This window comes from Plantibacter flavus (assembly GCF_002024505.1).
Classification (GTDB): domain Bacteria; phylum Actinomycetota; class Actinomycetes; order Actinomycetales; family Microbacteriaceae; genus Plantibacter; species Plantibacter flavus_A.
Window position 1 is genome coordinate 3,481,559 of the sequence record NZ_CP019402.1, and the last position, 25,940, is coordinate 3,507,498.

Sequence of the window (25,940 nt, forward strand, 5' to 3'; positions counted from 1 at the left end):
GCGGACCTCGGCGGCGTCAGATCGTGACGCCAACCACCACGGGCTCGGGCTGCAGGAGGACGCCGAACTCGGCGTGGACGCGTGCCTGCACGAAGCGGGCGAGTTCCGCGATCTCCGTCGCGGTCGCTCCCCCACGGTTTGTGAGCGCGAGTGTGTGCTTCGTGGAGACCGCAGCGCGCGATCCGGGAAGCGCGAACCCGCGACGGACACCCGCGCGCTCGATCAGCCAGGCGGCCGAGAGCTTCGCCAGGCGTTCCACGGGAGCCGGGCGAGGCGGATTGACGACCTCCCCGAGCGGGAAGACATACTCGGTGTCGTCGTCGGCCGGTGGGTCCACCGGCCACCACGGCGCGTCCCCCGGCAGTGACCGGGCGACGTGCTCGGACACGATCGGGTTCGTGAAGAACGACCCCGCGCTGGCGGTGTCGGGGTCGTCGGGATCGAGCACCATGCCCTTCGACGCCCGGAGCGCGAGCACGGTCGTGCGCACCTGGGCCAGGCGCACCTGCTCGCCGACCTCCACGCCGAGCGCGAAGGCGAGCTGCTGGTAGGCGATCGGTGCTGCCAGGCCGTCGGCGCCGACGTCGTCGAGGTCGATGATGATCGCCACGACCACACCGGAGCGCTCAGGCTCTCCGCCTCCGTGACGCTTCAGGACCGACGTCCGGTAGCCGAGCCCGAGCTCCGCGGCCGGAACTCGCTCGACGGCCTGCGACTCCTCGTCGAGCAGGTCGACGGCGACGAGCGACGACACGATCTCCTGCCCGTAGGCGCCGATGTTCTGCACGGGCGCGGCGCCGCAGGATCCCGGGATGCCGGAGAGCGCCTCGATGCCCGCCCAGCCGTGCTCCACGGTGAAGGCGACGAGCGCGTCCCAGTCCTCACCGGCCTGCACCCGCAGGCGGACCCGACCGGACGGAGCGTCGAGGCGTTCGATGCCGCGGTTCGCCGCCCGGATGACGGTCGCGTCGAGGGGCTCGTCGCCGATCAGCAGGTTCGATCCGCCGCCGAGCAACAGCCACGGCTCATCGGTGTTCCAGACGTCGAGCACGGCCTCGATCAGCTCGGCCTCGCTCGCGCACTCCACGAAGCCCGCGGCCGGCCCACCGACCCCGAGGGTGGTGAGCTCGCTCAGACGGATGGCGTCGTTCATGGTCCTCCGGGTCAGGCGAAGCTGATGACGAGCTGCGCCTTGCCGAGCACCGTCTGCTCGGCGTAGGTGACGGTGAGGTCGACGCGCGCGGTACGCGCTTCCTCGTCGACCTTGCCCACCTTGGCGAGGATCTGGAGGTCGGCGCCGGTCTCGGGGTCGACGACGACCGGTCGAGTGAACCGCACCTGGTACTCGAGCACCCGTCCAGGGTCGCCGATCCAGTCGACGACCGGCTGCGCCGCGATCCCCATCGTCAGCATGCCGTGGGCGAGCACTCCCGGCAGCCCGACGGACGCGGCGACGTCGTCGCGGTAGTGGATGGGGTTGAAGTCTCCGGAGGCTCCGGCGTACCGCACGAGGGCGTCGCGCGTCAGATGGACGGTCCGCTCCGCGACGACGTCTCCGACGGCCGGCATGGTCGGGGTCTGCTGCACGTCGCTCATCCTTCGTCTCCTCGCACCACGAGCGTCGAGGTCGCGGTGACCACCGGCTCACCGGCGGCATCGGTCATGACCGAGTCGCACGTCACCATCGAGTGGCCGCCCAGAGACTTCACCGCGGTGACGGTCAGCTGCGCGGTGAGCTCGTCGCCGGCGACGATCGGACGGTGGTGCTCGAAGCGCTGGTCGCCGTGGACCACCCGGCTGAAGTCGATACCCGCGTCGGGTGCGGCGAGCAGTTGCTGGAGCGTGTGCTCCTGGACGACGACGGGGAAGGTGGGCGGCGCCACGACGTCGGCGTATCCTGCGGCGCGGGCCGCCTCCGGGTCGAGGTTGATCGGGTTCGTCGCGAAGACGGCCCGCGAGAACTCGCGGATCTTCTCGCGTCCGACCAGGTACGGGGCGACGGGCGGGAAGACCCGTCCGGCGAGCTCTGGGTTCACTGACACGCCCTCCAGCCTACCCGCTGCCCCGGCCGGGAGGCCGGGCACGGAGGCGGTCGGTCAGGAGCGCTTGAGCGCCTGGAACACCATGCGGATGGCGATGACCACGAGGAACGCCGCGAAGAGCAGGTTGCCGACGAACGGCGGGACGACCGATGCGACGATGGCGCCGAGGGCGGTGGTCGTGCACGCGGCGATGCCGATGATGGCTGCGGCCGTGAGGTCGACGTTGCCTCGCCGGACGTTGCCGATGGTGCCGGAGATCGCGGTCGGCACCATCATGAGCAGCGAGGTGCCCTTGGCGCTGAGGTCGCTCGCGCCGAACAGGAGGATGAGCATCGGCACGACGACGACCCCGCCGCCGATGCCGAGCAGCCCCGACAGGACGCCGGTCAGGAAGCCGAGCACGATAAGGCCGATGATCGAGCCGACGTGCAGATCGATCTCCGCCGTGCGGGACGGGACGATCAGGAACAGCGAGACCACCACGACGAGCAGGAAGCCGATGAAGCCCCACTGGAGCGCCCTCTTGGGGAGCTTGGAGAGGAGGTAGCTGCCGAGTTGTGCGCCGCCGATCGCGCCGATCGCCAGGAGGATCGCCGCCACCCAGTCGACGGTGCCGTTCACCGCGTACGACACGACGCCGACGAGCGAGGTCGGGACGATCGCCGCGAGCGACGTCCCCGCGGCGAGCCGCTGGCCGAAGCCGAGGAGGAAGACGACGGCCGGGACGATGAGGATGCCGCCGCCGACCCCGAACAGCCCGGAGAGGAATCCGGCGGTCAGCCCGATACCGATGAGCCAGGCGATGCCCGACGGGGAGCGGACCGGACGGCCGGTCGGGTCGCTTCCGTTCACTGCGCGCTGGAGCCGGACAGCGCCGTCTCGAGCGAGGGCGTCGTGCGAGCGGTACCGGCGTCCAGGAGTGACCAACCGGAGTCCGTCGCCTCGATGACCGACACGGAGCAGTTCTCCAGCGGTGGGACCGTCGTGCCGGAGAGGTGGCTGAGGGTGAGCCGGATGAGCGTGCCGTGGCTCACGACGAGGACGTTCTGCCCGGGGAAGTCGCGTGCGATGGCGTCGATGCCACGCAGTCCGCGCTCGATGACCGACTCCTCGGTCTCGAGGTTCGGGTACTGGTGGTCGGGCCAGTTCTCGAGGACCATCTGCGCCGTCGCGCCCTCGGCGTCGCCGTAGTGGCGCTCGACCACGTCCGGGTAGGTGGGGCCGAGCTCGAGACCCAGCGCATCCGCGATGATCTGCGCGGTCTCGCGTGCGCGCCCGAGTGGGGAGCTGACGACGACGTCCCAGGTGCCGGTGAGCCGAGGGGCGACCGTGGCCGCCTGCTCCCGCCCGGTGTCGTTCAGGGGGATGTCCGTCGTGCCCTGCAGCCGTCGTTCGAAGTTCCAAGCGGTCTGTCCGTGACGGATGAGGGCGATGGTCATGTCTCCAGCCTAACCGGCGTCGGACCGAGCTCCTCCGGTCTCAGGACGACGGGGAGCGCACGACTCGGCGTCGGCGTCCTTGGCCCATCGGATCCGGATGGGTCCGCGGACCGTCGCGCGGTCGACCGCCTCGTCGCCCTGCGTGATCCGCACCCGGCCCTCGTCGACCAAGCGCCAGGCGACCCGGCGGGTGTCGTCCATCAGCGCTCGCCAGTCGTCCCCGCCGACGGCTCGGGCCACGTCGGACGGACAGATGGACGACGTCGCGGCCCGCTTCCCCAGCAGGTCGAGCATCGTCGACTCCAGGAGGTCGTCGTCCACGGCTGCCGCAGGCCTCGGGTCCGGTGCGGCTTCGTCGGTCATGGTCCCAGTATGCGCGCGCCGCTACGCGAGGTCGGCGTGCTGGGCCAGGTCCGCATGTTGCGCGACGAACGCCCGGGCGAGGCGCTTCGTGACGCCGAGTTCCGCGACGAGATGCTCGAGGTCCGGTGCCCAACGCGCGATGGCTCCATCTGCACCTCACCATCACCTTCACCGCGGACGGCACCTGGAACAACGCCGACATCGGCGTCACCACCGATCCGTATCCGTTCATCAACGCTCGCCTGAACGGCGAGGACCCCGTCCAACCACTCAAGGAGTCAGACATGCCCAAGATCATCAGCGTGCCAGGCGGCACCATCGCGCTCGTCACCGAGACGTTCGGCACGATGTACACGTCCACCAGCGGCGGGCAGGGCTTCTCCATCGCCGCCAACACGAAGGCGTACGGCCAGGTCACCGGCCTGACCCAGGACCAGGTCACGACGCTCGTCGCCGAGGCGAACGCCCGAGGACAGCGCATCGCCGACCTCGTCGCGGCCGCGCGGTAACCCAGGCCGGCACGAGGAAGCCCCCGAGCAGACCGTAACTGCTCGGGGGCTTCCTCCATTCTGCACCGTGCACGTCTCCTGCACAGCGCCCAGGCTCGATGCTCAGGCGAACTGGGCGTAGAACGCGTCAGGGTCGTGGGCGAGCGACGCCTTGACCATGGCGCTCCAGTCGTCGACGACGACCTCGGATGCGCCGGCCGCGACGCCGTCGAGGCTCGCCCGTGCGACGTCCGCCGGGTCGACCATCGGGCCGTCGTAGCCGGCCATGATGTCGGTGTCGGCGGCCCCGAGGTGGAGCCCCTGCACCGTGACACCCTTCGGGGCGAGTTCCAGACGGACCGCGTTCGTCATGTTCCACGCCGCAGCCTTGGCCGCGGCGTATCCGCCGGAGCCGGGGTGGGCGAACCAGCTCAGGGCGGAGAGCACGTTGACGATCGTCCCTCCACCGTTCGCTTCGATCACCGGCGCGAACGCACGCACCATGGCGAGGTTGCCCCAGTAGTGCGTGTCCATCTCCCGCCGAGCGTCCGCCAGGTCGTCGGTCAGCATCGAGCCCTGCGTGGCGATCCCGGCGTTGTTGACGAGCAGGGTGACATCGGTCGCGATCTCGGCCGCCGCTGCGATGGACGCCTGATCGGTGATGTCGAGCTGCAGCACTTCCACGCCCGGGATGTCGACGAGTTCCGGGCGCCGCGCGGTGGCGTACACCTTCGAGGCCCCGCGCTCGAGCAACTGCACGACGAACCTGCGTCCGATGCCCCGGTTCGAGCCGGTGACGAGTGCGACGGATCCTGCGATGTCCATGATTCCCTTCCGCGTGCGGGGCGATCCCGCAGCAGCCTGGTTAGGCTAAGACCTCACATCAATGTCAGGTGCAAGCCAGGAACGGAAGCTCGATGCGCATCGGAGATCTCGCGGCTCGGACCGGGGTGAGCGTCCGCTCGCTCCGCTACTACGAGGAGCAGGGGCTGCTCACCGCCACCCGCACGACGAGTGGCCAGCGGACCTATGAACAAGCGGCGGTGGAACGCGTCGAGCTCGTGCAGCAGCTCTTCGCCGCCGGGCTGCCGAGCCGCACGATCGTCCAGCTGCTCCCCTGCGTCGATGCGGGCGTCGCGACGGCTGAGTCGCTCGCGCTGCTCCAGACCGAACGCGACCGCATCACCGCGCAGATGGCCGACCTCGAAGCAGCGCGCGCCCGCTTGGAAACGGTCATCGACATCACCCTCCACCCGACGCCGGAGCACTGCCCCGCGCTGCGCGAGGACCGCCGAGTCGAGCTGGACGCCGCCTGACGTCCGTCTGGCACGGGAATGTCGGCGCTGGGATGATGCTGCCGATGCGGGGGTGGGGACACCGACTCGATGGACATCCGCACCCTCGGCCGACTCGACCTCGATGGTCCCGGCCCGAGTCCGGAGCGCGGTCTCGGAACCCCGGACGAGCGCTTGAACGTTCCCGGGAGACGAGGACGGCATTGGAGCAGAAACGCAAAAGGCCCGGTCTCCCGGGCCTTGCTGTAGCAGGAGAGAGATTCGAACTCTCGACCTCACGATTATGAGTCGTGCGCTCTCACCAACTGAGCTACCCTGCCACGTCTCTCCGTATGCCGGCGAGAGCAGTGACGGAGAGAACGAGCCCCGAGCGGGACTTGAACCCGCGACCTCTTCCTTACCAAGGAAGTGCTCTACCACTGAGCTATCGGAGCGCGAACCAGACCGCTCACGCGGAAATGGCACCAGTAGAGACTAGCATCCCCCGAGGGGTGCTTCGTACACCGGATCGGGATCAGTTCGCGGCGAAGGTGTCCGCGGCGTGGACGACCTTCTGCAGGTACGACGCGGCCCCGTTGTACGAGCCGATCGCCGCGACCCAATCGGCTTCGATGCGGAGGTCCCGGCCACCGTGGCACAGGTAGTGCGCTGCGGCGAGCGCCGCGTCGTCGATCTGCTGTGGGTCCGCGACGCCGTCGCCGTCCCCGTCCGCTCCCCACCGCTGCCAGGTGGACGGGATGAACTGCATCGGGCCCACCGCGCGATCCCATCTGGCGTCGCCGTCGAAGGCGCCGCGGTCCGTGTCGGTGACGGCGTCGAACTCGGTGCCGGTGAGCGCCGGGCCGACGATGGGTGGAACGGCCCGACCGGCATCGTCGAGCGCACCGCCGAAGATCGTGCCGTGGCCGGACTCGACACTGCCGAGCGCGGCCAGCGTGTTCCAGGCGATCCCGCAGCCCGGCTGCGTCTCCGCGACGGCGAGCGCCGCACCGGCGTAGGCGACCATCGCCCGCTCGGGGATGCCGAGGCGGAGCGCCGTGGCCGCCGACCAAGCACGGTCCACCCGGTCGGTGACGGCCGCCGGAGCCGTTCCGGCCGAGCCCGCTGCCGGGATGCCGGGGCCCTCGACGGCCGCGTGGGGCGCGGTTCCGAGGATCGAGTCCCGCGCTTCAGCTCGATTGACGAGCTCCGGCCCCCAGACGACGGCGGCGATCACGACGGCGAGGCCGACGATCACTCCCGCCCCGCCGGCGACGAGCCATCCCACGCGGACGCCCGATCGACGGTTCCGGCGTGCGGCTGCGGTCGGTCGCCGGGAGCCGCTGCGTGCACCGGCCGGTCGGGGGCGCGGCTTTTGGGTCGAGCGAGCTGCGCCGGCCGTGCGTCGTCCTGGCACGGCCGTCTTCCGTCGTGCGGGCCGGCGGGCACCACTCCCCTTCGCCGATGTTCCCACCGGTCCACCGTAGCCGGGCACTGGTGCCGGCGCGGTTCGCCCACGCGAGCCGGGTCAGCGGCACGCCGCAGGTTCAGTGCTCCCGGGCAGCCTTCGCAGCCTTCTTGGCCTGGCGCTTCGCCCGAAGGTCCTTCGCGACGGCGACGCCCTTCTTGGCGGCGGCGTTCGCCTTCGTGCTGGCCTGCTTCGCTCCCTCGAACTCCGACGCGAGGACGGCGAGCCCGCCGACGGCGATGAGAGCACCCGGTCCGGGGAGCGGGATCAGGGCCACGCCGAGCGCCACGGTGCCACCACCGACGACTCCGACACCCGCCCGGTACACCCGGTTCGCGGTCGGATTCCGACGGATGATGCCACGCGTCGTCCGGGCCGCTGATCCGGCGATGCCTCCCGCCTGCGCGGCGACGCGCTTCGCCGTGCTGCGGGCCGAGCCGTCCGATTCCGTCGTCATGTCCCCACTCTAAGCAGGGCGGGCGGGTCGGTGGCCGGGAATCCGGTCCGAATCGACGCACGCGCGCCGGCCCTGGCGACAGCGCGCCGGCCAGTCCACGAGCGGCGACAGGCTCCACAAATGGCCTAGGGTAGCGACATGGACTCCGCCCTCCCGACCACGTCGGCGACCGCAGCTCAGCATGCCTCCCCCGCAGGAGGCTCCACCCCCGGTTCGGAGTGGTGGCGCTCCGCCGTCATCTACCAGATCTACCCGCGATCCTTCGCGGACGCGAACGGCGACGGCCTCGGCGACCTGCCCGGGATCACCTCCCGCCTCGGCGCGCTGCAGGAGCTCGGCGTCGACGCCATCTGGCTGTCCCCCTTCATGACGAGCCCGCAGAAGGACGCCGGCTACGACGTCGCCGACTACTGCGACGTCGACCCCATCTTCGGGACGCTCGCCGACTTCGACGCGATGACCGCCGCTGCGCACGCCGCCGGCATCCGCGTCATCGTCGACCTCGTCCCCAACCACTCCTCGAGCGCCCACCGCTGGTTCCAGGAGGCCCTCGCGGCCGGGCCCGGCTCGGCGGAGCGCGCCCGGTACATGTTCCGCGACGGCAAGGGCGAGCACGGCGAGATCGCCCCCAACAACTGGGAGTCCGTCTTCGGCGGTCCTGCCTGGACGCGCGTCACCGAGGCCGACGGCACGCCTGGCCAGTGGTACCTGCACATCTTCGACTCCTCGCAGCCCGACTTCGACTGGACGAACCCGTGGGTCCGCGAGCAGTTCCGCGACATCCTCCGGTTCTGGCTCGACCGCGGCGTCGACGGGTTCCGTGTGGACGTGGCGCACGGCATGATCAAGGCCGACGGACTGCCCGACTACACCCCACCGGCTGAGGGCGGCAGCATGGGTGGCGCCTCGGCGGGCGTCGCCCTCGAACCCGGCATCAGCACGGGGCCCGCCTCGTGGCCGGAGACGGCGCCGTACTGGGGCCAGGACGGCGTGCACGAGATCTACCGCGACTGGCACGAGCTCCTCGCGACGTACGACGGCGACCGCGTGCTCTGCGCCGAGGCCTGGGTCGACCCGCTCGACAAGATGGCCCTCTGGGTGCGCCCCGACGAGATGCAGCAGGCGTTCAACTTCCCGTACCTCGAGACCCCGTGGAACGCCGCGGACCTCAAGTCGGTCATCGGCGAGTCGCTGCGGGCGTTCGCGCAGGTCGGCGCTCCGAGCACCTGGGTGCTGTCCAACCACGACGTCGTCCGGCACGCGTCACGTCTCGCGCTCACGGAGGAGAACCCCCAGGGCTACGGCGTCGGTCCGAACACCCCCGGCCAGCCGGATCGGGCACTCGGGCTGCAGCGGGCCAGGGCGGCGACCGCCCTCATGCTGAGCCTGCCCGGCGGAGCGTACCTCTACCAGGGCGAGGAGCTCGGGCTCCCCGAGGTCATCGACCTGCCGGATGACGCCCGACAGGACCCGACGTGGTTCCGCACGAACCACGAGCGGTACGGTCGCGACGGTTGCCGCGTGCCGATCCCGTGGGAGGCCGGGCACCCCGCATACGGCTTCAACACCACCGGTGCATCCTGGCTGCCGCAGCCCGACGACTGGAACGACTACTCGCGCGACGCACAGGCCGGCATCCCCGGTTCGACGCTGGAGCTGTACCGTACGCTGCTCCGCCTGCGCCGGGAGCATGCGCTGGGACTCGGCTCGATCGCCTGGATCGAAGGGGCACCCGACACCATCCTCGCGCTGACCAACGGCGCGGTCACGGTCGTCGCGAACACCGGTGCCGACGACATCGCCGTGCCCTCGTCGCTCTCGGACTCGGCCGTGCTCGTCGCGAGCGGACCCTTCGACGGCAGCACCATCCACGGCGACACCACGGTCTGGTTCACGACGCCGTCGACCCTGCCCGTCGCCTGAGACCCTCGCTCGGGCCGGTGTGCCAGCGCGGTGCGCCGACGTGACCGCGGGCGTTTCGGCGCCGGCGCGGTGCACTGACGCGAGCGCGCCGGAAGCGGCCCCGCCGCGGGGCGTGCGCGTGAGCGCGCCCCTCCGGAGGGGCGCCCTCACGCCGGGGACCCGCGCTCGCGTCAGCGCACCGCGCTGGCCCAAGGGCAGGGCAGCAGGTCAGTGGTGGAGGATCGCGACCGCGTGGGCGCCGAGCCGGAGTGATCCGTCCGTCGTGACGACCTCACCGAAGCTGTCGAGGAGTTCGCCGACCCGCAGTGCGAGCTCGACCGGCTCCGTCCCGAAGTTGACCGCCAGGGTCGCCGAGCCTCGACGCAGGACGAACGATCCGGTCGCCTCGTCGACGATCGCCGTCGTGTCGGCGAAGGCCGGATCGGTGAACGCCGGGACCGTGCGTCGCAGCTCGATCACCCGTCGGTACCAGGTCAGCAGCGTCGCGTGCCGTCCGCCGAATCGCTCCGACCAGTCGAGCACCGACCGACGGTAGGTCTCGGGATCCTGCGGATCCGGCACGTCGTCCTCGTTCCACCCCATCCGCGCGAACTCGGCGATCCGGCCCTTCGCGGTCGCCTCACCGAGCTCGGGTTCCGGGTGCGAGGTGAAGAACTGCCAGGGCGTCGAGGCAGCCCACTCCTCCCCCATGAACAGCATCGGGGTGAACGGTCCGAGCAGCGTGACGGCGGCGGCGATGGCGAGCTGGCCGTCGTCGAGCGTCGCGGCCAGCCGGTCACCGGTCGCCCGGTTCCCGATCTGGTCGTGGTTCTGGTCGGAGACGACGAGCCGCCAACTCGGCGTCCGTTCGAGGTCGATGCGGCGACCGTGGTGGCGCTTGCGGAAGCTCGACCAGGTGCCGTTGTGGAAGAACCCCTCCTCCATGACCTTGCCGAGCGCGCCGAGCGGCGCGAAGTCGGCGTAGTAGCCGGACACCTCGCCGGTGAGCGCCACGTGCAGTGCGTGGTGGAAGTCGTCGCTCCACTGCGCGTCGAGACCGTACCCGCCGGCACCGCCGGGGCCCCGGGGCGTGATGAGCTTCGGATCGTTCAGATCCGACTCGGCGATCAGCGTGAACGGTCGGCCGAGGTCGGCGCTGAGCGCATCGACCGCGGCGTCGAGTTCCTCGAGGAGGTGGATCGCACGGGTGTCGTGCAGGGCGTGAACCGCATCGAGGCGCAGGCCGTCGACGCCATACTGCTCGAACCACAGCAGTGCGCTGTCGATGATGTACCGACGCACCTCGTCCGAGTCCGGCCCGTCGAGGTTGAGGCCGTCGCCCCAGGTGTTCCCGGCGCCGTCCGCGAGGTAGGGGCCGAAGCGCGGCAGAACGTTCCCGGAGGGACCGAGGTGGTTGTACACGACGTCCTGGATGACGGCGAGCCCGCGCTCGTGACACGCGGCGACGAAGCGACGGTAGCCGTCCGGTCCGCCGTAGGCCTCGTGGACCGCCGACCAGAAGACGCCGTCGTAGCCCCAGTTCCAGACGCCGTTGAACGCGTGGACCGGCAGGACCTCGACGGCGTCGACGCCCAGCTCGACCAGGTCGTCGAGGCGTTCGATCGCCCCGTCGAAGGTGGCCGCCTCGGTGAAGGTGCCGATGTGGAGCTCGTAGAGCACGGCACCGATGAGCGAGCGACCCCGCCAGCCGGTCCCGTCGCACGGCACGGGGTCGGACGCGACGACGCGTGACGGCCCGTGGACGCCCTCCGGCTGCCGACGCGAGCGGGGATCGGCGAACGGACCCTCGCCGTCGACGAGGTAGCGGTAGTCACTGTCGACGACCGCGGCACGTGGCTCGGCACCGTCGAGCGCGATCCACCACCCGTCGGAGACGTCGCGGTCCATCGGGTGCTGCTCGCCGTCCAGGACGAGGTCGACGCGCTGGGCCTCAGGTGCCCAGACGCGGAACCCGTCAGCCGGACTCGTGGTGCTGGTCGTCATCGTACTCACTCCTCGCCTGCGGTCTCTGCTGCATCGTCGGGCCGCGTCAGGACGGCGACGGGATACTGCTCCAGCAGCGCCGCGAGACGGACCTCGCCGCCCTGCAACTCACGGCCGGTCAGCACGTCGACGAGCCGGCCTTCCGGCAGCGTGACCGTGGTCGACGTCCAGCCACCGTGCTCCGCGAGCCGGAGCGAGAGCCGGGTCGCCACCGTGGTCACGCCACCACGTGAGAACGCGACGACGTGGTCGGCGGCCGGCCCGTCAGCTCCGATGGGGGTGTACTCGGCGAACCGGGACGGGTGCTCCCGTCGCAGGCGCAGCAGGCGACTGGTCACGAGGAGTTTCGCCGCTCCGTCGGCGTCGACCGGCGGCAGCCAGCCGTCGTCGAGACGGGCGAGCACCGCGCGACGCTCGGCGTAGTCGACCGGGCGACGGTTGTCGGGGTCCACGAGCGATCGATCCCAGAGCTCGCTGCCCTGGTACACGTCCGGCACGCCCGGCATCGTCAGCTGGATCGCCTTGGCGACCAGACTGTTCGACCACCCGGCCGCCTCGACGTCCGCGACGGCGTCGAGCAGCGCGGCGTTCGCACGACGGCTGTCGTACAGTCCGTCGACCGCCGCATGCAGGGCGGCCTCGAACGTCTCGTCCGGTGCGGTCCAGGTGGTCGAGTCGCCGGCCTCACGGGCGGCCTTCTCGACGTAGGCGTGCAGTCGCTCGCGCTCGATCGGCCACGCACCGACGGCCGCCTGCCAGACCAGCTGCTCGAGCTGCCGGTCGGGGAAGCCGTTCGAGGTGTGGAGGGCGACGGCGTGCTCCGCCCAACGGTCCGCGACCTCACTCAGCGCGTCGATGCGGGCACGGACGTCCTCGCTGCGCTTCGTGTCGTGCGTGCTGAGTGTCGTCATCGAGGACGGCCACTCCGCCTGCCGCCGCGCCTGTCGGTGGTGGAACTCGGCGACGCTGATGTCGGTCTCGGCGGGGTCTCCGCCGACCTCGGTCAGCGAGGTGAGCGCCGTGTAGCGGTAGAACGCGGTGTCCTCGACGCCCTTCGCCATCACCATGCCCGAGGTCTGCTGGAACCGCGCGGCGAGCGGATCGGTCGCGCTGCGGAGGCGGGGCGCCAGCGCAGCGAAGGCGTCGGCGAGCTCCGGGCGGCGGGTCTCCGCCTCGTCGAGTGCGGCGTCCAGGTACTCGTCGCCGAGCGGCAGGTAGGAACGGTAGACGGGGAACGCGGTCAGGATCTCGGCGAGCGCGTCGACGGCGTCCGGTACCTCGGGAACGAGCCTCGCGAGGCGGCGGACCTCGGACCCGAGGATCCCGTCGGCGATGCCCCGCTTGGTGGTGTGCACGAGGTCGTCCCAGGCGTCGCGCGTCAGCTCGACCCCCGCGAGCTGACCGAGCGTCGGCAGACCGGTCGGGTCGACGAGCACCCGATCGACGTCGCCCAGGGCGTCGTAGCCGGTGGTGCCGAGCGTGGCCCACTCGGCCGGCAGGTCCTCTTCACCCTCGAGGATCTTCTCCACCCAGATGGGTGCCCCACCGATGCGCTCGGACAGTCGCTCGAGGTAGGCACCGGGGTCGAGGAGCCCGTCCGGGTGGTCCACGCGGATCCCGTCGGCGAGGCCGTCGTCGAACCAGCGGCCGATCTCGACGTGCGAGCCGTCGAAGACCGCCGGGTCCTCGACCCGGATGGCGGCGAGCGTGTTGACGGCGAAGAACCGTCGGTAGTTCAGCTCGCTGTCGGCGCGGCGCCAGTTGACGAGTTCGTAGTGCTGCCGGTCGTGCACCTCGCGCGGGCTCGCGTCATCGTCGGCCGTCCCGGGGGCGATGGGCAGTCGGTGGTCGAAGTAGCGCAGCTCACCCCCCTCGAGGCGGAGGTCATCGAGCGCACTGCGGCCGTCCTCGTCGTCGCCGAGGATCGGCACCCGGACGCGGCCGTCGCCGGCCTCCCAGTCGACGTCGAACGCGGCCGCGTGCTCTGCCTCCCGACCGTGCTGGAGCAGGTCCCACCACCAGGCGTTCTCCACCGGCGTCGCGACGCCCATGTGGTTGGGGACGGTGTCGATGAGGACGCCGAGGCCCGCCGCATGGGCCGCTTCGGCGAGTGCCTTGAGCCCGTCGGCACCCCCGCGTTCCGGGTCGACCTCGGTGTGGTCGACGACGTCGTAGCCGTGGGTGGATCCGGGTTCCGCGCGGAGGATCGGCGACAGGTAGACCCAGTCGGCGCCGAGGGCCTGGAGGTAGTCGACGAGCGCCGCGGCGTCCTGGAGGCGGAAGTCCGCCGTCAGCTGGAGCCGGTAGGTCGAGACGGGCACGGCGGAACGCTGTGGCCCGTCGCCGGACACGTCGGTCATGATGCGACCCCCGATCGCAGGAGGGTGAAGGAGGTACCCTGCACGATCACCGTCGTCGACCCCTCGGCGAGCATCTGCTCCGGGTCACTCGACTCGACGAGCGTCCACGGCAGGCCGGGAGCCTTCGGCAGGTTGAACTCCACGCCGTTCTCGGCCGCGTTGAGCAGGAGAGCGAACGAGGCCGATCCGGCGTGACGGAACACGAAGGTGATCGAGCGGGCGTCGGGGTTGTCCCAGTCCTCGTCGGCGAAGGGCTCGTCGTCGGACCGGGTGATGAAGACCCGGTCGTCGGCCTTGGAGCCCGGCCCCTGGCGGAACCAGTCGGGTCGCAGGGCCGGCTCGGCGAGGCGCAGGGCGATCAGGCGCTTCGTGAACCCCAGGAGGTCGTGGTCGGCGTGCTCCCAGTCGAACCACGACACCTCGTTGTCCTGGCAGTACGCGTTGTTGTTGCCGCCCTGGGTGCGGGCGATCTCGTCGCCGCCGAGGATCATCGGGACACCGGCCGACAGCAGGACCGTCGCGAGGAAGTTGCGACGCTGGCGGTCGCGGCGCGCGTTCACGGCCGGGTCGTCCGTCGGGCCCTCCGCGCCGTTGTTGCTGGAGCGGTTGTCGCTCTCACCGTCGTTGTTGTCCTCGCCGTTCGCCGCGTTGTGCTTCCTCGAGTACGCCGTGAGGTCGGCGAGTGTGAAGCCGTCGTGCGCGGTGACGAAGTTGACGCTGGACAGCGGCGAGCGCCGGGACGCCTCGTAGACGTCGGGGCTGCCGAGGACGCGCTGCGACATCGTGCCGAGCACACTGTCGGCGCCGTTCCAGAAGTCGCGGACGTCGTCGCGGAACTTCCCGTTCCACTCCGACCAGCTCGCCGGGAAGCCGCCGACCTGGTAACCGGCGGTGTCCCACGGCTCGGCGATCATCTTGATCGGCGCGAGCACCGGGTCCTGCTCGATGAGCGACAGGAACGCGCTGTGGATCTCGGCTGAGCCGTCCTGGCGCGTGAGCGTCGTCGCGAGGTCGAAGCGGAAACCGTCGACGTGCATCTCGGTCACCCAGTAGCGCAGGGAGTCCATGATGAGCCCCAGGGCCGCGGGGTGGCCGACGTTGACGCTGTTGCCCGTGCCGGTCGTGTCGAAGTAGTGCTCGCGGTCCTCGTCGACGAGGCGGTAGTAGGACGCGTTGTCGATGCCCTTGAACGACAGGGTCGGGCCCATGTGGTTGCCTTCGGCCGTGTGGTTGTAGACGACGTCGAGGATGACCTCGAGGCCGGCCGCGTGCATCGCCTTGACCATGGCCTTGAACTCGTCGACCTGCCCACCGGCGTCTCCCGTGGCCGCGTACTCGCCGTGCGGGGCGAAGAAGCCGATGGAGTTGTAGCCCCAGTAGTTGCGGAGGCCCTTCTCCTCGAGGTGGCTGTCCTGCACGAACTGGTGCACGGGGAGGAGTTCGACCGCCGTCACACCGAGGTCGGTGAGGTAGCGGATGGCCGCCGGGTGGGCGAGGCCGGCGTAGGTGCCGCGGATCTCCTCGGGCACCTCGGCGAGCTGCTTGGTGAAGCCCTTCACGTGGACCTCGTACACGATCGTCTCGGAGAGCGGGATGCGCGGAGCGACGTCCTGGCCGTCGGCGTCCCAGTCGAACGAGGACGGGTCGGTGACCACGCCGAGCGCGACATGGCCGGCGGAGTCGCTGTCGTCCATCGTCTCCGGTGCGTCGAGCCGGTGGCTGAACTGCGCCTGGCCGAGGTCGTAGCGCCCGGTGATCGCCGTCGCGTGCGGATCGAGGAGCACCTTGGCCGGGTTGTGACGGAGCCCGTTCGCCGGGTCCCATGGGCCGTCGACACGAATGCCGTACCGGGTCCCGGGGACGAGGCCATCGACCAGTCCGTGGAACACGTGGCCGGTTCGCTGTTCGAGGCGCGTCTGCTGCTCCTCCCCACCCTCGGGGAAGATGCACACGGTGACGGCGTCGGCGGTCTCCGAGTAGATGGCGACGTTCGCACCATCGCCCCGAAGGGTGACGCCGAGCGGATAGGGGGTCGAGAGCGTCATGGCGCCCTTTCACTCGAAGGGATCGATCGTTGTTGAGACGGTACACCGGCCGGGTGACTTCCCCGGATCCGGACGAAACGTGGTAATGGGCCGATCAGAACGCGAAGATGCCGATGGCTACGCCGATCGCGAGGCCCGCGGCGGCCGTGGCGGCGGCGAGGAGCATGGCGATCCGCGGGTCGACGCCCTGGTCGACGACGAGTCCGAGTCTGGCCCGGACGCGGCGGACCCGCCGGACGCGCGACGCCGACCAGATCTCTCGCAGGCTCGACGCGACCTCGTGGGCGGCGGGTCGGTCCTCGGGCTTCCGGGCGGTCATCGACCGGAGCAGGGGGTGCCAGGCGGCGGGGAGTTCGGGCGGGATCACCGGGTCGCGGTGCAGACGCGCGACCGCGGCCTCCACGACCCCGCCGTCGAACTCCCGGCGGCCGGTGATCGCTTCCAGGAGCACGAGCCCGAGCGAGTAGATGTCCGTCTCGGTGCTGACCGTCTCGCCGAGCGCCTGCTCGGGCGACAGGTAGGACGCGGTACCCGAGATGGCCTCGGTGTTCGTCAGTCGGGACCCGCCGACGAAGTGGGCGATGCCGAAGTCGGAGAGCTTGACGAGGTTCGCGTGCCCGAAGGCGGCGATGTCACTGAAGAGCATGTTGTCGGGCTTGATGTCGCGGTGCACGATCGACCGGTTGTGGATGAAGGACAGCGCGTCGGCGACCTGCGCACCGAGCGCGGCGACGTCACGAGGGAGCATCGGGCCGGCCTGCAGCTTGTCCGTGAGCGTGGCACCCGGGATGTACTCCATGACGAGGAACCGATGCTCGACCCCGCGGTGGACGACGGAGCCGGAGTCGTACAGCTCGACGAGGCCCGGGTGACGGAGTTCGCCGAGGAGGCGGATCTCCCGCTCCTGGCGCAGCCGGTCGTTCGCAGTCGCGGCCTCGTCGCGGAAGAGTTTGACGGCGACGGGACGGGAGAGCAGTTCGTCGCGAGCCCGGTAGACGTTGGCGGACCCGCCGGAGCCGAGCTGCTCGCCGATGCTGTACCGCCCGTTCGACAGGCTGACACCGGTGACGACCGTTTCGGTGTGCTCGGTGAACATCACCGATGGATCGGTGATCGACCCGGCGTGTGCCGGCGGTCGGTGCAGGGAGTCGCTCACGGCCGCCCCCTTCACGGTGCAGTCGATGTTGGCCGCGCCACCGCGTTCTCGGCAGGCTGTTCCAGCGACCACGTTACAAGGCGTTCGTCGTTCAGCCGGATTCCTGTCGGAGTGTTGAGAACGGCTAGCGCACCTGGTAGGCGTCTGCAAGACCACGATGCTCCCTTGCGGGCCCCGAACCGCGACGAGGACCATGGAGGGGGCCGGGAACCCGGGCCGAGTCGTCTGCTGCGAGGAGCACCCATGTCCACTGTCGCTGAAACCGTCGTCGCAACCCTCCAGGCCAGCGGTGTGCAACGCGTCTACGGCCTCCCGGGCGACTCCCTGAACGGCTTCACGGACGCCCTCCGCTCCTCGGGCGGCATCGACTGGGTGCACGTGCGCCACGAGGAGGCCGCCGCCTTCGCCGCAGCTGCGGAGGCGGAGCTGACCGGCGAGCTGGCGGTCGTCGCGGCGAGCTGCGGCCCCGGGAACCTCCACCTCATCAACGGCCTCTTCGACGCGAACCGCTCGCGGGTGCCGGTGCTCGCGATCGCCGCGCACATCCCGAGCTCGGAGATCGGCAGCACCTACTTCCAGGAGACCCACCCCCAGGAACTGTTCCGCGAGTGCAGCGTCTACGTCGAGCTCGTGTCCGTCCCGGAGCAGCTGCCGCGGGTGCTCGAGATCGCGATGCGCACCGCCATGGAGCGCCGCGGCGTGGCCGTCGTGGTCGTGCCGGGCGATGTCATGCTCCAACGGGCCGTGAGCGAGCACGTCTCCGCCATCCGTGCCACGCAGCCTCGGATCCTGCCGTCGGAGCACGAGCTCGACGAGGCCGCACGCCTCCTCAACGCCGGCAAGCGCGTCACGATCCTCGCCGGTGCGGGTGTCGCGGGGGCTCACGCTCAGCTCATCGACACGGCCGACGCCCTCGCCGCGCCGATCGTGCACGCCCTCCGCGGCAAGGAGCACGTCGAATACGACAACCCCTTCGACGTCGGCATGACCGGCCTCCTCGGATTCGCGAGCGGCTACCACGCGATGCTGTCGTGCGACGTCCTCCTCATGCTCGGCACCGACTTCCCCTACCCGCAGTTCTTCCCCGAGGAAGCGACCGTCATCCAGGTCGACATCCGGGGTGAACAGATCGGCCGGCGGCACCCGGTGGACCTCCCACTCGTCGGCACCGTCCGCGACACCCTCGACGCGCTGCTGCCGAAGCTCGAGCGCAAGACCCATCGCAAGCACCTCGAGGAGTCGCTCAAGCACTACCGCAGTTCGCGGAAGGGGCTCGACGATCTGGCGACGGCCGACCACGACGGTCAGGCGATCCACCCGCAGTACCTCGCGAAGGTCGTCGACGAGCTGGCGACGGACGACGCCGTGTTCATCCCCGACGTCGGTTCCCCGGTCGTCTGGGCGTCGCGCTACCTCACCATGAACGGGCGGCGTCGACTCATCGGATCGTTCAGCCACGGCAGCATGGCGAACGCCGTCTCGCACGGGCTCGGCGCGCAGGCGTCCCACCCGGGTCGTCAGGTCGTCGCGCTCGCGGGCGACGGTGGACTCACCATGCTGCTCGGCGAGCTCATCTCACTCACCCAGAACAAGCTGCCCGTGAAGATCATCGTGATCAACAACTCCTCGCTCAACTTCGTCGAGCTGGAGATGAAGGCGGCCGGGTTCGTCAACTACGGCACCGACCTCGAGAACCCCGACTTCGCCCGCGTGGCCGAGGGCATGGGTATCCACGGCGAACGCGTCGAGCGGGCGAGCGAGCTGGAGGGCGCCATCCGTCGGGCCTTCGATCACGACGGTCCGGCGCTCGTCGACGTCGTGACCGCCAGACAGGAACTGTCGATCCCGCCGACGATCACCGCCGAGCAGATGAAGGGGTTCACCCTGTACGCCCTCCGGACGGTCATGTCGGGCCGCGGCGACGAACTGCTCGACCTCGCGAACACGAACCTGCTGCGCCGCATCCTGCCCGGTCACTGAGCGACAACCGGATTCCCCCGCGGTATCCGGAGACCGCCGGGTAGACTCGTCTACCGTGTCCAGACTTCTCGTTACCGGCGGCGCCGGATTCATCGGCTCGAACTTCGTCCACTACGTCCTGAACAACACCGATCACTCGGTGACCGTCCTCGACAAGATGACCTATGCGGGCAACCGCGCCTCACTCGACGGCCTCCCGGCCGATCGTTTCGAGCTCGTCGTCGGCGACATCCAGGACGCGACGCTCGTCGACGAGCTCTTCGCCCGTCACGACGCCGTCGTGCACTACGCGGCGGAGTCGCACAACGACAACTCCCTCCACGACCCGCGCCCGTTCCTCGACACGAACATCATCGGCACGTACACGCTGCTCGAGGCTGCTCGCAAGCACGGCACGCGGTTCCACCACATCTCGACCGACGAGGTCTACGGCGACCTCGAACTCGACGACCCGGAGCGCTTCACCGAGCAGACGCCGTACAACCCGTCGAGCCCGTACTCCTCGACGAAGGCCGGCAGCGACCTCCTCGTCCGCGCGTGGGTGCGTTCCTTCGGCGTCAAGGCGACCATCTCGAACTGCTCCAACAACTACGGTCCGTACCAGCACGTGGAGAAGTTCATCCCGCGCCAGATCACGAACGTGCTCGGCGGCGAGCGCCCGAAGCTGTACGGCACGGGCGAGAACGTCCGCGACTGGATCCACGCGAACGACCACTCGTCCGCCGTCCTCACGATCCTCGACAAGGGGGTCATCGGCGAGACGTACCTCATCGGTGCCGACGGCGAGAAGAACAACAAGGACGTCGTCGAGCTCATCCTCACCCAGCTCGGCCAGCCGGCGGACGCCTACGACCACGTGAACGACCGTCCCGGCCACGACCTCCGCTACGCGATCGACTCGTCGAAGCTGCGCACGGAGCTCGGCTGGACACCGGCGTTCAGCGACTTCGAGGCCGGCCTCGCCGACACGATCGCCTGGTACCGCGACAACGAGTCGTGGTGGAAGCCGCAGAAGGCCGCCACCGAGGCGAAGTACCAGGAGCAGGGTCAGTAACGCTCCTGTGGCATGACGAAGGCCCGTCCGGCAGCAGCCGGGCGGGCCTTCGTCGTTCCGTGCCCGGTCCCTGCACGTGAAGACCCGGTCCCGAAGACCGAGCACCGGTCTCTGAGCCCCAACACCGGTCCCTCAGCCCCAACACCGGTCTCTGAGCCCCACCACCGGTCCCTGAGCCTGTCGAAGGGCGACGCACCCCGGGAGCACTTCGACAAGCTCAGTGACCGAAGGAAGTGCCCGGGCGAAACACGACTGCCCCGCCCGGAAGTCGGGCGAGGCAGTCGACGTGTCGGGTTCCGCGGCGTCAGTTGACGTTCGCGTAGAGCCATTCGAGTGGGTCGACCCAGGTGACGCCGTCGAGTCGGATCTCGAAGTGGAGGTGCGGACCGGTGGACATACCGGTGCTACCGGTGAGTCCGAGGATCGTGCCGACCTTGATCGCCTGACCTTCGGTCACGCGGACCGAGCCGTGCTGCATGTGCGCGTAGACGCTCGAGACGAGGCGGCCGTTGATGGTGTGGTCGACGATGACGTTGACGCCGAGCGAGCCTTCACCGTCTTCGACGTGGCGGACGACGCCGTCGGCGATGACCTGGATGGGCGCGCCGTTACCGGGGTTGAAGTCCTGGCCGTGGTGGTCGCTCGAGCACCCGGCGCAGTCGCGGGCACCGAAGCGGTCACCGATGGTGACGCCGACCGCGAACGGCCACTGGATCGTCCCGTTCGGGTTGTTCGTGAAGGTGTTCGCGGGGCGGATGCCCATCGCGGCGGCGGCTTCCTCGACGGTGCTCGTGGTGTAGTCGTCGCGGGTGAACGTCAGCTCTGCCGAACCCTCGCTGTCGAGCGACTGCGACGCCTGGTTGCTCAGCCCGTTGCCGTCGCCGAGCTCTGCCTGCGAGGCCTCGGCCACCGAGGTCGCGACGTCTTCAGCGGTGAGCAACGCGTTGGCGGGCACGGAGGTGGCCACGGCCATGAGGGCGACGAAGCCCATCGCGGCACCCGCGAAGATCTTGGTCGTGATGCGACGCTTGCGCGCGATGCTCGTCGGGCGGGGCGACGCCGGTGCGGCGGCCTGGCGGGATGATGCGCGGGGCTTCGAGGCCGGCTTCGGTGCAGCTGCGCGGCGCCCGCGGGGGGCGTCGACCGTGGACGCGTCGACCGTCACGGTGATGGACTCGGTGGCCGGAGTGGAGTCGGAAGCCACGGCAGGCTCGGTGATGAGGGGCTCTGCCTCGACCGGCGCGATGTCGGAGACATCGGAGGTGTGCACGGCGTCGATCGCCTCGGCGATCATCTGGTCGACCGGGTCGACGGCCGCGGCCGCCTCCTCCTGGTCGGCGCTGGCCTCGTGCGTCGGGTCCTGCAGCACGGACTCCTGGTGCTCCAGGGCGGCCGCCGCCTGACGCTCACGTTCGCGGAGTTCACGGCGGCTGAGCGGCGGCGTCTGCACGGGTGCAGCGTCGTTCTCGACAGACGTGTTCTGCGGGTCCTGAGGGTCGGGAAGCACAGGGGTGTCCTCAGGGCTGGCATGGCGTGACAAGGGGGCGGGGGCCTTTCAATGGGCTTGCAGGAAGGTCTCGACGTCCATCCGCGCGGGGGAACGCGAAGGTAACGAATGCATAAATGCTAGCAACGGGAGGCTGAAAAAGCCATGGCAGTGCTCGGTTTTACTCGGGAAAACCCTGGTCAGAGGCCATATGAGAGTTCTCTTATGAACGAGTCGCCACCGGAGCGTTACCGCGAGCGGCTCCAGCGCGCATGGAGTTTCACCCGGTCGGCGTCGCGAAGCCCTGCTCGACGAGGAGCCGTTCGAGGACCGCGAGCAGCGGCGCATCGGCGGCCATGATGAGCTGCGTGGTGGCCGGGGCACCGTCGAAGCCGGCGACCGTCGCGCCCGCCTCGGCAGCGATGAGTGCGCCCGCGACCTGGTCCCACGGCTTCAGGCCGCTCTCGTAGTAGGCGTCGAGGCGGCCGGACGCGACGCTGCAGAGGTCGAGTGCGGCGGAGCCGATCCGACGGACGTCGCGGAAGGTCCCGAGGAGGGCGCCGAGCACGGCCGCCTGCTCCATGCGCCGCGAGGCGGTGTACGAGAAGCCGGTGCCGAGCAGCGCCACGTTCGGTGCCACGCCTCGGTTGACCTCGAGGGTGCGGCCGTTCAGTCGTGCGCCACCGCCGCGGGAGGCGGTGTAGTGCTCACCCAGGACCGGGTTCACCACGGCTCCGGCGAGAGCGGTCCAGGTGGCCGGGTCCGGTTCGCCCTCGACGACCCCGATGCTGACGGCGTACGCAGGGATGTCGTAGAGGTAGTTGACGGTGCCGTCGATGGGGTCGACGACCCAGGTCAGGCCGGAGGTCCCCGTCGCGCCGCCCTCCGTGCCGGTCTCCTCGCCGAGGAATCCGTCGTCCGGTCGTGCTGCGAGGAGGCGGTCGCGGATGAACTGCTCGGACTCGCGGTCGGCTCGGGTCACGACGTCCTCGACCGACGACTTGCTCGCGGCGATCTCGACGCCCTCACGGCGTCGGCGCAGGATCAGCTCGCCGGCCTCTGCGGCGATGTCGGTGGCGATCTGGAGGAGTTCTTCGTGTCCGGTCACCCCACCACCCTATGGCGGCACGACTTGAGTGCCCTTCGACAAGCTCAGGGACCGAACCGTTCCCGAGCACACCTCCGCCGGTCACTGAGCCTGTCGAAGTGCCCCCGAGAAACCTGCGAAAGGCTCAGGGACCGGCGCAGGTCAGAACGGTGCAGGATCTGGCTCCGTCCGATACTGCTTGCCGTCGGGCGTCGTCCAGTCGAGGACGCCGCCCGGTTTGCGGTCGAGGCTCCAGCCGGGCAGGTGCTTCATCCGGTGGTGATGTCGGCAGAGACAGGCGAGATTGCCGACATCTGTTGAGCCGCCGTCTTCCCACGCGACGGAATGATCGAGATCGCAGGCTCTGGCGCGTCTGCCGCAGCCTGGCGCCCGACAGGTGCCGTCCCGGAGGCGGACCGCGCGTTGCAGGTCGGCCGGAACGCGGTACTGATTCCGCCCTACCGAGAGGACCGCACCTGTCTCAGGCTGGACGAGGATCCGGGTGAAACTCGGTGCATTCACCGCGATGCGTGCGGCGGTCTCGGGGTCGATTGGCCCGTAGCCGTCCAGGGTTGCCGGGGCGTCAGAGACACCGGCCATGCTGAGCGCCGGGACCGTGATCTGGACGGTGGGGACGATGTGCTCCTGCACTTCGATCGGGTGCGGGAGCATCGGGCTCGACATGACATCTTCCGGCGTGACACCGGTGAGGGCGAGCGCCGCGAGTGCGTCCGCTTGCATTTGTGCGCAGGTGCGGGTGTCGCCCGCTGCGCGTGACTCGGCGGCGGCCGTTTCAACCCGTTCGATGATGCCCTGGGCGATGGGCGCGGTGGTGAAGAGATGCACCCAGGCCATGCCATCCGCTGCGGGCTCGAATTCCACCCGGCGGTCTGCCTCGGAGCGGACGGCTCGGGCGGTGATCGATTCCGGATGGAGGCGCTCGCGCAGGACGCGGGCGCGTTGACGGAGGTACGAGACGGTCGCGCCTTCGGCGACCGGCAGCACCTGCTCGAGGAACACCGCCCGGCCAGCGGCAGGGACGTCGCAGAGCTGGTCCGTGATCACCTGTGCATGCCGCGCCGAGATACGGCCCACCTCAAGCGACGCCAGCACCGCCGGTGCGTCGTTCACGAGGCGCTCGGCGTCGTTGGTCGCACGCTGGATCGTCCGCTCCGGGATCCGGGTCGCCATCGCGAGGGCCGCACAAGTGGAGCGACGGGACAGGGCCTGGCGCTCGGCCGGCGGGAAGATCGCAGGGACGGTGGCGTCGGCAAATGCGTCCGCGTGGGCGGCGGAACGGGCCAGGAGGCGCGCTTTCCGTGCGTCCAGGACAGCCTGCTGGCGGTGGAGGTCCGCCCACTCGTCCGAGAACTCCGCGAGCTGCGCGGCGTACTCGTCGCCGACGCGGATCGCGGTAAAGGTGGTCTCGGTCATGGGACAAGTCCACCATGGACCACTGACATTCCAGATGCCGAGTCGGGTCGGTTGTGGAAGGCTCCTCGGGTGCCCTTCGACAGGCTCAGGGACCGGCGGGGGCTCCCCGGCTCGCCAGCACCACGAAAAATCGCCCCATCCGGAGGATGAGGCGATTTGTCCGTGGCGAGTGAGGGATTCGAACCCCCGAAGGCTGAGCCGTCTGATTTACAGTCAGATCCCTTTGGCCGCTAGGGTAACTCGCCAAGCGCGCCCGACCGACTTTCGAACAGCCAACCGAAAGCGCTTGACCAATATAGCCGTCAGACCGCCGGACGCGAAATCAGCATCGGCATCCGTCACCGAGCCGCTCAGCGCTTGTCGGACGGCGCGGCTTCGGCGTACTCGTTCGCCGCGGCGGCGACCCGCCGAAGGTACTCGGGTGACGAGTTGTACGCCCGGATCCCACTCAGCCAGCCGTCCTCCGTCCGCATGTCGTAGTCGCTCGCCCGGCAGAGGTAGTTCGCGGCAGCCATCGCCGCGTCGTCGAGGTTCTGCGGGTCGAGCACGCCGTCACCACTCGCGTCGGTCCCCCAGTTCTCCCACGACTGCGGGATGAACTGGAACGGGCCGACGGCACGGTCGTGGACCGGGTCGCCGTCGATGACCCCCTGGTCGGTGTCGGTGATCTCCTCGGTCTCGCCACCCTTCAGCGGCACACCGAAGATCGGCGGTGTCACGACGCCGTCCTCGCCGAGCTTCGAGCCGTCGTGGCGACCGTGGTCGCTCTCGGCGAACCCGACAGCCGCGATCGTCGTCCAGCCGATGCCGCACTCCGGCGTCAGCTCGGCCTTGCGGATGGCCGCACCGGCATAGGACCGCAGGGCGCGCTCGGGGATGCCACTCGCCTCGGCAACGTCGGTGATCCACTGGGGATCGGCGAGGTCGACGTTCGCGACACCGCCGTCGGGGGCGTCGCTCTTCGGCGGGAGCTCGACGGGAACCGCATACGGGACGGGGGCCGGCTCGGGAGCACAACCGCTCAACACGAGCACACCGATCACCAGGGTCGCTCCGGCGAGCGCCCCTCGTCGTCCGACGATGGTCCGCTGGTCCTGCTTCACCGGGCTGCGCATCGCACCCACCCAACCACACCTGCCTGAGCGACACCGGCGCTACCATGGTCCACATGGCAGATTCATCGTTTGACGTCGTGAGCAAGGTCGACAAGATGGAGGCGGACAACGCCCTCAACCAGGCGCACAAGGAGGTCGAGCAGCGGTACGACTTCAAGAACGTCGGTGCCTCGATCGCCTGGAGCGGCGAGAAGATCCTCATGAAGGCGAACACCGAGGAGCGCGTGAAGGCGATCCTCGACGTCTTCGAGTCGAAGCTGATCAAGCGCGGCATCTCGCTCAAGAGCCTCGAGGTCGGCGACCCGTTCGCGAGCGGCAAGGAGTACCGGATCGAGGCGACCCTCAAGGAGGGCATCAGCCAGGAGATCGCGAAGAAGGCCAACAAGCTCATCCGCGACGAGGGCCCGAAGTCGGTCAAGTCGCAGATCCAGGGCGACGAGCTCCGTGTCTCGTCGAAGAGCCGTGACGATCTCCAGGCCACCATGGCGCTGCTGAAGGGCGCCGACCTCGACATCGACCTGCAGTTCGTCAACTACCGCTAGCTGGTCGGACGCGGTCGATCACCTCGATCGCGTCATGATCGACCTCTGCACCACTCTCTTCACCGGAGCACCCGATCCGGTGGGCTCCCGTTCGGCACGGTGCCGGACGAACCGCACCCGCGCGAGCGGGCTCGATGGTTGGAGTGCAGCAGTGGATCACCAGAGACCCGCGGACGGGTCGCATCTCGAACTCTTCCGGACCTCGCGCGCCGGCCAAGAGGTCGGTGTCCCGTGCTGGTGCGCG

Annotated in this window: 23 protein-coding genes and 3 tRNA genes; 6 read left to right on the forward strand and 20 right to left on the reverse strand. The window is 69.8% G+C overall.

The features are described from left to right. Nucleotides 1-16: 16 nt before the first annotated feature. Genes BWO91_RS15935 through BWO91_RS15960 form a run of 6 tightly spaced genes read right to left on the reverse strand, consistent with a single transcriptional unit; the run spans nt 17 to nt 3,844 of the window. Complete coding sequence (locus BWO91_RS15935) at nt 17-1,153, reverse strand: UDP-N-acetylmuramate dehydrogenase (RefSeq protein WP_079003259.1); 1,137 nt, start codon at nt 1,151-1,153, stop codon at nt 17-19. 11 nt (nt 1,154-1,164) lie between these two features. Beyond that, entirely contained in the window at nt 1,165-1,596 is a 432-nt protein-coding gene (locus tag BWO91_RS15940) for a MaoC family dehydratase (RefSeq protein ID WP_231884290.1), read from the reverse strand. Next, nucleotides 1,593-2,042 (reverse strand): MaoC family dehydratase N-terminal domain-containing protein, encoded by a 450-nt coding sequence (locus tag BWO91_RS15945; protein ID WP_079003260.1) that lies wholly within the window; start codon nt 2,040-2,042, stop codon nt 1,593-1,595. Before BWO91_RS15945 ends, BWO91_RS15940 begins: the two co-directional genes overlap by 4 nt. 54 nt (nt 2,043-2,096) lie before the next feature. Further along, nucleotides 2,097-2,894, reverse strand: coding sequence for a sulfite exporter TauE/SafE family protein (locus BWO91_RS15950; RefSeq protein WP_079003261.1), 798 nt, complete (start codon nt 2,892-2,894; stop codon nt 2,097-2,099). Continuing rightward, complete coding sequence (locus BWO91_RS15955) at nt 2,891-3,481, reverse strand: histidine phosphatase family protein (RefSeq protein ID WP_079003262.1); 591 nt, start codon at nt 3,479-3,481, stop codon at nt 2,891-2,893. The genes BWO91_RS15950 and BWO91_RS15955 overlap by 4 nt, the downstream gene beginning before the upstream one ends. A 9-nt stretch (nt 3,482-3,490) precedes the next feature. Next, the gene (locus tag BWO91_RS15960; RefSeq protein WP_205847540.1) at nt 3,491-3,844 is read right to left on the reverse strand and encodes a DUF3253 domain-containing protein; all 354 of its coding nucleotides are present in this window, start codon (nt 3,842-3,844) and stop codon (nt 3,491-3,493) included. Nucleotides 3,845-3,969: 125 nt separating this feature from the next. Here BWO91_RS15960 and BWO91_RS15965 point away from each other — a divergent pair, with 125 nt between their 5' ends. Beyond that, the gene (locus BWO91_RS15965; protein WP_079003263.1) at nt 3,970-4,353 is read left to right on the forward strand and encodes a hypothetical protein; all 384 of its coding nucleotides are present in this window, start codon (nt 3,970-3,972) and stop codon (nt 4,351-4,353) included. Nucleotides 4,354-4,455: 102 nt separating this feature from the next. Here the strand turns inward: BWO91_RS15965 and BWO91_RS15970 are convergent, their stop codons facing one another. Then, nucleotides 4,456-5,157 (reverse strand): SDR family oxidoreductase, encoded by a 702-nt coding sequence (locus BWO91_RS15970; protein WP_079003264.1) that lies wholly within the window; start codon nt 5,155-5,157, stop codon nt 4,456-4,458. 92 nt (nt 5,158-5,249) lie between these two features. On the opposite strand from BWO91_RS15970, the gene BWO91_RS15975 reads away from it, so the two are divergent. Next, nucleotides 5,250-5,648 (forward strand): MerR family transcriptional regulator, encoded by a 399-nt coding sequence (locus BWO91_RS15975; RefSeq protein WP_079003265.1) that lies wholly within the window; start codon nt 5,250-5,252, stop codon nt 5,646-5,648. A 225-nt stretch (nt 5,649-5,873) separates the two neighbouring features. Here the strand turns inward: BWO91_RS15975 and BWO91_RS15980 are convergent. The 4 genes from BWO91_RS15980 to BWO91_RS15995 form a co-directional block, all read right to left on the reverse strand. After that, a tRNA-Met gene (locus tag BWO91_RS15980) sits at nt 5,874-5,947 on the reverse strand. Nucleotides 5,948-5,989: 42 nt separating this feature from the next. After that, a tRNA-Thr gene (locus BWO91_RS15985) sits at nt 5,990-6,061 on the reverse strand. 80 nt (nt 6,062-6,141) lie between these two features. Then, the gene (locus BWO91_RS15990; protein ID WP_079003266.1) at nt 6,142-6,894 is read right to left on the reverse strand and encodes a lytic transglycosylase domain-containing protein; all 753 of its coding nucleotides are present in this window, start codon (nt 6,892-6,894) and stop codon (nt 6,142-6,144) included. A gap of 259 nt (nt 6,895-7,153) precedes the next feature. Further along, complete coding sequence (locus tag BWO91_RS15995; RefSeq protein ID WP_079003267.1) at nt 7,154-7,531, reverse strand: PGPGW domain-containing protein; 378 nt, start codon at nt 7,529-7,531, stop codon at nt 7,154-7,156. A gap of 138 nt (nt 7,532-7,669) precedes the next feature. Between BWO91_RS15995 and BWO91_RS16000 the strand changes: the two genes are divergently transcribed. After that, a complete protein-coding gene (locus tag BWO91_RS16000; RefSeq protein ID WP_079003268.1) occupies nt 7,670-9,454 on the forward strand; it encodes a glycoside hydrolase family 13 protein in 1,785 nt (594 codons plus the stop codon). Nucleotides 9,455-9,661: 207 nt separating this feature from the next. Here the strand turns inward: BWO91_RS16000 and treZ are convergent, their stop codons facing one another. The 4 genes from treZ to BWO91_RS16020 all read right to left on the reverse strand — a co-directional run bounded on the left by treZ (nt 9,662) and on the right by BWO91_RS16020 (nt 16,998). Next, a complete protein-coding gene (gene treZ / locus BWO91_RS16005; protein ID WP_079003269.1) occupies nt 9,662-11,437 on the reverse strand; it encodes a malto-oligosyltrehalose trehalohydrolase in 1,776 nt (591 codons plus the stop codon). Between the two features lie 5 nt (nt 11,438-11,442). Further along, nucleotides 11,443-13,797 (reverse strand): malto-oligosyltrehalose synthase, encoded by a 2,355-nt coding sequence (gene treY / locus BWO91_RS16010; RefSeq protein ID WP_079003270.1) that lies wholly within the window; start codon nt 13,795-13,797, stop codon nt 11,443-11,445. Next, on the reverse strand, nt 13,794-15,842 hold the full coding sequence (glgX, locus tag BWO91_RS16015; RefSeq protein ID WP_079003271.1) for a glycogen debranching protein GlgX: 2,049 nt from the start codon (nt 15,840-15,842) through the stop codon (nt 13,794-13,796). Before glgX ends, treY begins: the two co-directional genes overlap by 4 nt. 94 nt (nt 15,843-15,936) lie before the next feature. Continuing rightward, nucleotides 15,937-16,998, reverse strand: a complete 1,062-nt coding sequence (locus BWO91_RS16020; protein WP_158596504.1) for a serine/threonine-protein kinase — start codon at nt 16,996-16,998, stop codon at nt 15,937-15,939. 243 nt (nt 16,999-17,241) lie between these two features. On the opposite strand from BWO91_RS16020, the gene poxB reads away from it, so the two are divergent. Both poxB and rfbB read left to right on the forward strand, forming a co-directional pair. Beyond that, the gene (gene poxB / locus BWO91_RS16025) at nt 17,242-18,978 is read left to right on the forward strand and encodes a ubiquinone-dependent pyruvate dehydrogenase (RefSeq protein WP_079003273.1); all 1,737 of its coding nucleotides are present in this window, start codon (nt 17,242-17,244) and stop codon (nt 18,976-18,978) included. Nucleotides 18,979-19,033: 55 nt separating this feature from the next. Continuing rightward, nucleotides 19,034-20,032, forward strand: a complete 999-nt coding sequence (rfbB, locus tag BWO91_RS16030; RefSeq protein WP_071258697.1) for a dTDP-glucose 4,6-dehydratase — start codon at nt 19,034-19,036, stop codon at nt 20,030-20,032. 304 nt (nt 20,033-20,336) lie between these two features. Here rfbB and BWO91_RS16035 read toward each other — a convergent pair whose 3' ends face one another. The 5 genes from BWO91_RS16035 to BWO91_RS16055 form a co-directional block, all read right to left on the reverse strand. Then, on the reverse strand, nt 20,337-21,539 hold the full coding sequence (locus tag BWO91_RS16035) for a M23 family metallopeptidase (RefSeq protein ID WP_079003274.1): 1,203 nt from the start codon (nt 21,537-21,539) through the stop codon (nt 20,337-20,339). Between the two features lie 259 nt (nt 21,540-21,798). Next, nucleotides 21,799-22,626: an inositol monophosphatase family protein gene (locus BWO91_RS16040; RefSeq protein ID WP_064294581.1), complete on the reverse strand. Its 828-nt coding sequence runs from the start codon at nt 22,624-22,626 to the stop codon at nt 21,799-21,801. A 141-nt stretch (nt 22,627-22,767) separates the two neighbouring features. Then, nucleotides 22,768-24,039, reverse strand: a complete 1,272-nt coding sequence (locus tag BWO91_RS16045; protein ID WP_079003275.1) for an HNH endonuclease signature motif containing protein — start codon at nt 24,037-24,039, stop codon at nt 22,768-22,770. Between the two features lie 163 nt (nt 24,040-24,202). Further along, a tRNA-Tyr gene (locus BWO91_RS16050) sits at nt 24,203-24,284 on the reverse strand. 105 nt (nt 24,285-24,389) lie between these two features. After that, the gene (locus BWO91_RS16055) at nt 24,390-25,154 is read right to left on the reverse strand and encodes a lytic transglycosylase domain-containing protein (protein ID WP_079004023.1); all 765 of its coding nucleotides are present in this window, start codon (nt 25,152-25,154) and stop codon (nt 24,390-24,392) included. 53 nt (nt 25,155-25,207) lie between these two features. Between BWO91_RS16055 and BWO91_RS16060 the strand changes: the two genes are divergently transcribed. Continuing rightward, entirely contained in the window at nt 25,208-25,696 is a 489-nt protein-coding gene (locus tag BWO91_RS16060; protein WP_056014685.1) for a YajQ family cyclic di-GMP-binding protein, read from the forward strand. The last annotated feature ends 244 nt before the right edge of the window (nt 25,697-25,940 follow it).

Bases quoted from the DNA above. Each gene is read 5' to 3' on its own strand.
- BWO91_RS16045 (WP_079003275.1), bottom strand. From the start codon at position 24,039: ATGACCGAGACCACCTTTACCGCGATCCGCGTCGGCGACGAGTACGCC.
- BWO91_RS16060 (WP_056014685.1), top strand. From the start codon at position 25,208: ATGGCAGATTCATCGTTTGACGTCGTGAGCAAGGTCGACAAGATGGAG.
- glgX (WP_079003271.1), bottom strand. From the start codon at position 15,842: ATGACGCTCTCGACCCCCTATCCGCTCGGCGTCACCCTTCGGGGCGAT.
- BWO91_RS15995 (WP_079003267.1), bottom strand. From the start codon at position 7,531: ATGACGACGGAATCGGACGGCTCGGCCCGCAGCACGGCGAAGCGCGTC.
- treY (WP_079003270.1), bottom strand. From the start codon at position 13,797: ATGACCGACGTGTCCGGCGACGGGCCACAGCGTTCCGCCGTGCCCGTC.
- BWO91_RS15955 (WP_079003262.1), bottom strand. From the start codon at position 3,481: ATGACCATCGCCCTCATCCGTCACGGACAGACCGCTTGGAACTTCGAA.
- BWO91_RS15975 (WP_079003265.1), top strand. From the start codon at position 5,250: ATGCGCATCGGAGATCTCGCGGCTCGGACCGGGGTGAGCGTCCGCTCG.
- BWO91_RS15970 (WP_079003264.1), bottom strand. From the start codon at position 5,157: ATGGACATCGCAGGATCCGTCGCACTCGTCACCGGCTCGAACCGGGGC.
- BWO91_RS16000 (WP_079003268.1), top strand. From the start codon at position 7,670: ATGGACTCCGCCCTCCCGACCACGTCGGCGACCGCAGCTCAGCATGCC.
- BWO91_RS15935 (WP_079003259.1), bottom strand. From the start codon at position 1,153: ATGAACGACGCCATCCGTCTGAGCGAGCTCACCACCCTCGGGGTCGGT.
- BWO91_RS15960 (WP_205847540.1), bottom strand. From the start codon at position 3,844: ATGACCGACGAAGCCGCACCGGACCCGAGGCCTGCGGCAGCCGTGGAC.
- BWO91_RS16055 (WP_079004023.1), bottom strand. From the start codon at position 25,154: ATGCGCAGCCCGGTGAAGCAGGACCAGCGGACCATCGTCGGACGACGA.
- treZ (WP_079003269.1), bottom strand. From the start codon at position 11,437: ATGACGACCAGCACCACGAGTCCGGCTGACGGGTTCCGCGTCTGGGCA.
- BWO91_RS15940 (WP_231884290.1), bottom strand. From the start codon at position 1,596: ATGAGCGACGTGCAGCAGACCCCGACCATGCCGGCCGTCGGAGACGTC.
- poxB (WP_079003273.1), top strand. From the start codon at position 17,242: ATGTCCACTGTCGCTGAAACCGTCGTCGCAACCCTCCAGGCCAGCGGT.